This window comes from Furfurilactobacillus entadae (assembly GCF_045862745.1).
Classification (GTDB): Bacteria; Bacillota; Bacilli; order Lactobacillales; family Lactobacillaceae; genus Furfurilactobacillus; species Furfurilactobacillus entadae.
In genome coordinates, this window is the sequence record NZ_BQXN01000006.1 from 103,758 (window position 1) to 110,619 (window position 6,862).

Below are 6,862 nucleotides of genomic sequence, written 5' to 3' on the forward strand. Positions count from 1 at the left end.
CCCCGTCAAGTGGCCAGCGGCGCGGACAAATAGCACATGACCGCGAAGCTGCCATCAACTTGGCGTTGGCAAATCAACCTACCATTAAAATTAACGATTTTGAGGGCCCCCTCGACCTGTTGCTCCATTTGATTCGGAGTTCAGAAATGGATATTTACGATATCCAAATTTCAGCCATTACGGCCCAGTATCTCGGCTACCTTCACCAGATGAAGGAAATGAAGTTGGATGTTGCTGGTGAATATCTGGTCATGGCGGCAACGTTGATGACCATTAAAAGTCGGATGTTGTTACCGCGAGCAGAACCAGAATTGACCGAAGAAGATGGTCAAGTGCTGGACCCGCGGGCAGAGTTAGTGAGCCAGTTACTGGAATACCGGCGTTATCAGCAAGCAGCCAATGAGTTGCGCGATAAAGAGCAAGACCGTAAGCAACAGTTTACCCGGGCAGCCAGTGCGGTGCCGGACGACATTACGCTGGCACCGATTTCCCCCGGTCTTAATTTGGACGACCTGCAAGCGGCGTTTGAAAAAATGCTCAGTCGGCGGCAAGTGACACAGCCACTATTTAAAACGGTGGCAACAGAACAGTTTTCGTTACGCGAACAAATGCATGTCGTGTTAACACAGCTCGATCAGGTACGGCCCACGACATTTGACGCGTTATTTACGGTGCAGCCAACGACTGACGAAGTGGTGACCACCTTTTTAGCCGTCCTGGAGTTAGCGAAGCTAAGTGCGGTTCGGTTTGAGCAGGCAGAAGCAAATGAGCCGATCATGGTGTACGCTGGGGAGCAAAACGAAGCCGCGTTAGCGGAAGCTGATTTAACAATTTTTGGGAATGAGACAACAAATGACGAACATTGAGCAAATTGAGGCCCTCCTGTTTGTGGCGGGTGACGAAGGAATTTCAATTAACGAAATCGCCCATGCAACCGGGTTTATGCGACCGGCCATCAGTACACTGTTGGATGAACTGGCCACTCGGTACCAGACAGATGAAAATTCACCGCTATGTTTACTGGAAACAGATGACCTCTACCGGTTAGCAACGAAAAAGGAATTGGCACCGATCATCAAACGCTATTTTGAAGCACCACTTGCAACGAACCTGTCGCAGGCCTCACTGGAGGTGCTCGCCATCACAGCGTACCGGCAACCAGTCACGCGGGTCGATATTGATGAAATTCGTGGTGTTTCCAGTACCACAACGCTACAGAAATTGGTTCTCCGCAACCTTGTGGAAACAAAGGGGCGTAAGGATGAACCTGGGCGACCGATTCTGTATGCCACGACCAACTATTTTTTAAACTACTTTGGACTTACCAATTTAGATCAATTACCACCACTGCCAGAAACGGAGCAGTTGGATGAGGACCAACCAGAAACGGGTGATTTGTTCCTGGCCGCGTTCACTAATCAGCTGACCAAGGCAACTGGTTCGACGAATGAAGATACTGACGAGAAGTCAGAAGAAAGTCAAGAGGACTAAAACATGGAACGACTACAAAAAGTTATGGCACAGGCGGGGATTGCGTCCCGGCGTAAATCAGAGACGCTCATTGCTTCCGGTCACGTTAAGGTGAACGGTGAAGTGATCAAAGAACTTGGCACAAAGGTTGGGCCAGAGGACGCCATTCAGGTCGACGGCGTTGCCATTCAACAAGAACAATTCGTTTACTACCTGTTGTACAAGCCGCGTGGTGTTGTCTCAACGGCGCATGATGACAAGGGGCGGACGACGGTTGTGGATCTATTTCAGGACGTGACCCAACGCATCTATCCCGTTGGTCGCCTGGACTACGATACGTCCGGCTTACTGTTAATGACGAATGACGGTGAATTGGCCAACCAACTAATGCACCCTAAATACAAGGTGGACAAGACCTACGTTGCAAAGGTTAAGGGCATTCCAACGAATGAAGCCCTGGAACAAATGCGTCATGGACTAGTGGTCGATGGTCATAAAACGGCGCCCGCTCGGAGCAAAGTCCTGAGTGTTGATAAGCGAAAGCAAACGGCCATCATTCAGTTAACGATCCATGAAGGGCACAATCACCAAGTTAAAAACATGTTAAAGGCAATCGGGACACCAGTTGAAAAGCTCCGGCGCGATAGCTACGGCCCCCTTGATCTGTTGGGGATGACGTCTGGTGATTACCGTGAATTAAAGGCGACAGAAATCACTGCCTTGCGTGAGGCCGTTACTGAGCAACGGGTTCCTCGGCGACGGTAATTAGTTGCGGTTTAACAATATTGTGTTATACTGCACTAGTAAATTAAATTAAATTGGTTCGTCTTCAGGGCAGGGTGTAATTCCCGACCGGCGGTGATAGCCCGCGACTCCTAAGTAATTAGGATTGATCTTGGTGGAATTCCGAGGCCGACAGTAAAGTCTGGTATAAAGAAGATTGACAACAGTTCACGTGGTTCTTAACGTGGGTTAATTTGTCTATCCATTGTTTCCTGAAGAAGCAAGGGGTGGACTTTTTTTGTGGTCAACCAACGAAGATGATCCTAAATGGTTTACGGACTAATTTAGGAGGACATGGTTATGGGAAACACAGCGTTACGAAGAATGATTGGGGTGGCCGTCTTGGGGGCGGTCGCTGCCGTGGTGATGTTCATCGAATTTCCAATTTTGCCGGGGGCAACCTTTATGAAATTGGATTTAAGTTTGTTGATCATCTTGCTTGGGACCATTTTATATGGTTTGGGGGATGGGGTCCTGATCGCTGTGATTGCGGTCGTCTTACACCTCCTGTTTAAGGGTGTTAATCCGTTCAGTTTGATCGGTGACAGCATCGCCCTTGTTGCAAACATCGCGTACGTCCTGCCACTTTACTGGCTATTAAAAAAAGTGCCATGGCGGCGGGGTGTCACGTTATCTGTTGGCATTCTGGTGAGCACCGTCCTGCTGACGGTCATCATGACGGCACTAAACGGCTGGCTCATGTTTCCGCTGTACATTCAAGCGGGAGGGTTACCACAGACAACCGATATTGCTGCCTTATTGGTTTCCGTGGTGGTTCCGTTCAACCTATTAAAGGGACTCATTATTGGCGGGGCCTTCTGGGTTGTTTACGTTCGCATGGAACCCTGGCTCAATCGGCAACACCAGCAGTTAAGTCAGTCACATGCTGACGTTCATTAAAATAAACCGTTAGACGACTACCCAACGGATGTGTTGGGTAGTCGTTTTTACATCGTTTACGTAGATTCAAACGGGGACTTTATCGCGGTGATGACGGCGAATGTGCTACACTAACACCAGCGAAAAATGACAGGAGGATGGTCGCGTGGCACCGACACTTTTATTAGCACTACTTTCACCGACACAACCGCGCCGACCAAAGGTTCTATATAACTGTTTACAGGGCCGGAAGACCGTGTCGATTCTTTTTTGGAGTTTACGGTATGATGTCCTCTCGTGGTCAAACGTTCTGCCAAACCTAACGTGGGCAGAAATGACGACCGCAATTGATGAGTTGGTTAAACGCCAGCAGGTGCTTGTGACGCCGGATGGCCAATTGGTGGTTGCCAAACCGGCCGTTCCAGCATGGCAAACAGCGGTGACGATGGTGACTGAACTCGTGCCAGAAACACTCCGACAACAGGCACGGTGGCTGCCGTGGCAACAGGTCAGTGAAACAGGTTTGTTGGGGCTCCAAGCAGTCGCACAGGCCCAGCACCACGAGATGACCTATTTTCCGGTTAGTGTTACGGAACAAGCGCGGGCGCACGTTCGTGAATGGTTTAAGACACTTACGGTAACCAAGACGGTTGACCAAGTGCCGCGACAACTGCACGATTGGTTACTAACCTTACCAGATCGCCAAGCACAGCTATTTGTCAGTCAATTGGTTGGCCCCGCACATCCGGGAACGACCACGACGCAGCTTAGCCAGCTATGGTCAGCACCTGGATGGACGATCCAGTTGCAGCAAATTGCCAATTGGTTAAGTTTGGCCGTGTTTTTACAGTCAGAAGCAACCGGGCTTGCGCTCTTGGTGGCGCCATTTTGGCAACCAATGTTAGCCCCTTCGCTGGATCAAACGCTGACCGCACTCAAGCAAGGGTTAACGCAAACCCAGATTCAACAGCAGCGCGGATTGAAGGTTAGCACCATCAATGAACATTTGTTGGAAGCAGCCATTTGGTTGCCGGTGGATGAATTTCCTTATAAGCGGTTGCTGACCGCAGACGTTATTAACCAGGTTCGTCAACAGCAACCGCAAAACATTGATGAGTGGCAGTATGAAACACAAACCGCAGCAGCCGATTTTTTTACGTTTCGACTTGTTCAAATTTGGGAGACAAAACATGACTCAGGGACCAACCCACGTGAAACCGAATGATCCGCGCTTAAAGTTATCGCAATCCGCGGTCGATTTTGCCAGAGAGCGCAACGCCGCATTACGTGATCACTTCGGCTTTTCAACGTTTCACCCCGGCCAAGCTGAAGCGCTCGATAGTTTGCAACATGGCCGTGATATCCTTGCGGTGTTGCCCACCGGGAGCGGAAAAACACTTGTGTACGAATTGGCCACCTATCTGTTAAACGGTCGGTGTTTGATCGTGTCGCCGTTGTTGTCCTTAATGCAAGACCAGGTTGGGCGGTTAAATGCCCGGGGTGAGCGGCGGGCCGTCGCCATTAATTCAACGTTGAACCGGTCCGAGCAGCTCACAGTCTTAAACCAACTGGCGACGTATCGCTTCATTTATGTCTCACCAGAAATGTTAGCAAACGAGCAGGTTATTAGTGCGCTGCAACGCGTGCAATTACGCCTGTTTGTGGTGGATGAGGCGCACTGTATTTCAACGTGGGGCCCAGACTTTCGGCCGGCGTACTTAAGTTTAGGCGCGGTTCGGCAAACGCTTGGCCAGCCCTTGACGCTGGCACTCACTGCAACGGCTGATCAGCACGTTCGAACCGATATTTGTGAGTGCTTAAAACTATCTTCAACGCACGAAGAATTACTGTATTCGGTGGACCGAAAGAACATCTTCCTGGACGTTGAGCAATGTCAATCGCGACAAGACAAGGATGAGCGGTTGCTTAAATTAGTGCAGCAATTGGTCATGCCAGGCATTGTTTACTTTTCTAGTAAAAACCAGGCGGATGAATGGGCGGAACGGCTGGTTCAAGCCGGGATTTCAGCGGCCAGTTACCATGCAGGGCTAGACGCTCAAACGCGGTTTACCGTTCAACAACAGTTTATGCAGGATCAACTCCAAGTGGTGTGTGCGACGAGTGCGTTTGGAATGGGCATTGATAAGGCTGACATTCGGTTTGTGATCCATTACCACTTACCAGGCAACTTAACCGATTACGTTCAGGAAATTGGCCGGGCCGGCCGTGACGGGAATCAAAGTGTTGCGCTACTGTTACTCGCACCAGGGGATTCGCAACTGCCAGCGGCATTTACAGAGATGCAACTACCGGACGAGCGGGTGATCCACCATGTTTTTGCCAACGGAACGGGAAAGCAGCCTGATGGTGCCGTTGGTCTAGTGGCCTATTACAAGGATCATGGCGCGAGTGAGACGGCGGTGATTGACCGGTTTAACGAACGGCGGCGGTGGCGACAAGACGCCCTTAGTCAGATCGTCAACTACGCTCAAAATCAAACGTGTTTACGCAGTCAGCTACGCCAGGCGTTTGGTGAAACGAGTGAACCGCATACAGAAACCTGCTGCGCACCCGGCAGTGTGCCGGTGGATCTACCGGCGTTAGGGCTTGCCCGTGAGGAAAAGGCGACGACGGCGACCCCGGCGTTACCATCATGGCAAACACAATTTCAAACACTTTTTAGCAAAAACTTTACTAACTGAACTAGCAGACTATGCTAAGATATTAGGTAGTATAGTCATCAGGGAGGAACGGTCATGAGCCAGAATAACGACCCCCGCGACCAAAAGCCGTGGGACAAACAATTTACAGAGGATAACGGTGAATCATCACGAACCGCAGCACGCAAACGAAACAGCCATAATTCATGGATCACAACGGTGCTTGTGTTGGCAATCATCTGTTTAGCAGCCATTCCGGTTTGGTACTTTGTGTCAAACATGAACACATTTAACCATCCCCAAAATTCTGCACAGGTGGCCGTGTCATCTTCTAAGAAGAAGGCGTCAAGTTCATCGTCGTCATCCAAAAAAGCAAGCAGTGCGAAGTCTTCATCAGCAAAGTCTGAATCAAGCAGTTCGTCTGTTTTAGAAGAGGCGTCAAGTGCGACATCAAGCTCAGCAGAAAGTAGTTCTAGCAGCAGTAGCAGCAGTGACGAAAAGTATGTCACCGTTGAATCTGGTCAGGGTTTATACCGGGTCGCTGTGAACAACGGGTTGACGTTACAGCAATTACTGACGTTGAACGGATTAAGCAGTTCATCGCAGGTTGCTCCTGGACAACAATTGCGGGTTAAGTAAGACTGAATTTAATAACGGCCGAATTTTCGGTAAAAGCAATCTTGATCGGAAGGTTGCTTTTTATTTGGCCATTTTTTGGCACCATTAGGCGCGTATCAAAGCATTAGTTACGAACATCAGAGGATGCGCCGGCGCTTTAATGATAAACTTGAACCAACAGTGACCAATCGTTAATAATTGCTGACGTGTGCCAGCGGTTGAAGTAAGGCGGGAACGTTTAGAATAACCGTTATTAGAAAGAAGACACGACAATGACACTCAACTCAACTCAACTCAACTCAACTCAACTCAACTCAACTCAACTCAACTCAACTCAACTTAACTCAACTCAACTCAACTCAACTCAACTCAACTCAACTCACCTCAACTCAACTCAACTCAACTCAACTCAACTCAACTCAACTCAACTCAACTCAACTCAACTCAACTCA

Annotated in this window: 7 protein-coding genes and 1 riboswitch; all 7 genes read left to right on the plus strand. The window is 49.4% G+C overall.

Translation table 11 applies throughout. The features are described from left to right. Positions 1–59: 59 nt before the first annotated feature. The gene (locus ACKTR5_RS04380) at positions 60–866 is read left to right on the plus strand and encodes a segregation and condensation protein A (RefSeq protein WP_407879490.1); all 807 of its coding nucleotides are present in this window, start codon (positions 60–62) and stop codon (positions 864–866) included. After that, positions 853–1,491, plus strand: coding sequence for an SMC-Scp complex subunit ScpB (scpB, locus tag ACKTR5_RS04385; protein ID WP_407879478.1), 639 nt, complete (start codon positions 853–855; stop codon positions 1,489–1,491). The genes ACKTR5_RS04380 and scpB overlap by 14 nt, the downstream gene beginning before the upstream one ends. Before the next feature lie 3 nt (positions 1,492–1,494). Beyond that, entirely contained in the window at positions 1,495–2,235 is a 741-nt protein-coding gene (locus tag ACKTR5_RS04390; protein WP_407879479.1) for a pseudouridine synthase, read from the plus strand. Between the two features lie 56 nt (positions 2,236–2,291). Then, positions 2,292–2,415: riboswitch (FMN riboswitch) on the plus strand. 138 nt (positions 2,416–2,553) lie between these two features. Next, a complete protein-coding gene (locus ACKTR5_RS04395; protein WP_407879480.1) occupies positions 2,554–3,153 on the plus strand; it encodes an ECF transporter S component in 600 nt (199 codons plus the stop codon). A gap of 145 nt (positions 3,154–3,298) precedes the next feature. Further along, positions 3,299–4,357: a helix-turn-helix domain-containing protein gene (locus ACKTR5_RS04400; RefSeq protein WP_407879481.1), complete on the plus strand. Its 1,059-nt coding sequence runs from the start codon at positions 3,299–3,301 to the stop codon at positions 4,355–4,357. After that, the gene (locus ACKTR5_RS04405) at positions 4,323–5,834 is read left to right on the plus strand and encodes a RecQ family ATP-dependent DNA helicase (protein ID WP_407879482.1); all 1,512 of its coding nucleotides are present in this window, start codon (positions 4,323–4,325) and stop codon (positions 5,832–5,834) included. The genes ACKTR5_RS04400 and ACKTR5_RS04405 overlap by 35 nt, the downstream gene beginning before the upstream one ends. A 54-nt stretch (positions 5,835–5,888) precedes the next feature. Further along, complete coding sequence (locus ACKTR5_RS04410) at positions 5,889–6,431, plus strand: SAG1386/EF1546 family surface-associated protein (RefSeq protein ID WP_407879483.1); 543 nt, start codon at positions 5,889–5,891, stop codon at positions 6,429–6,431. The last annotated feature ends 431 nt before the right edge of the window (positions 6,432–6,862 follow it).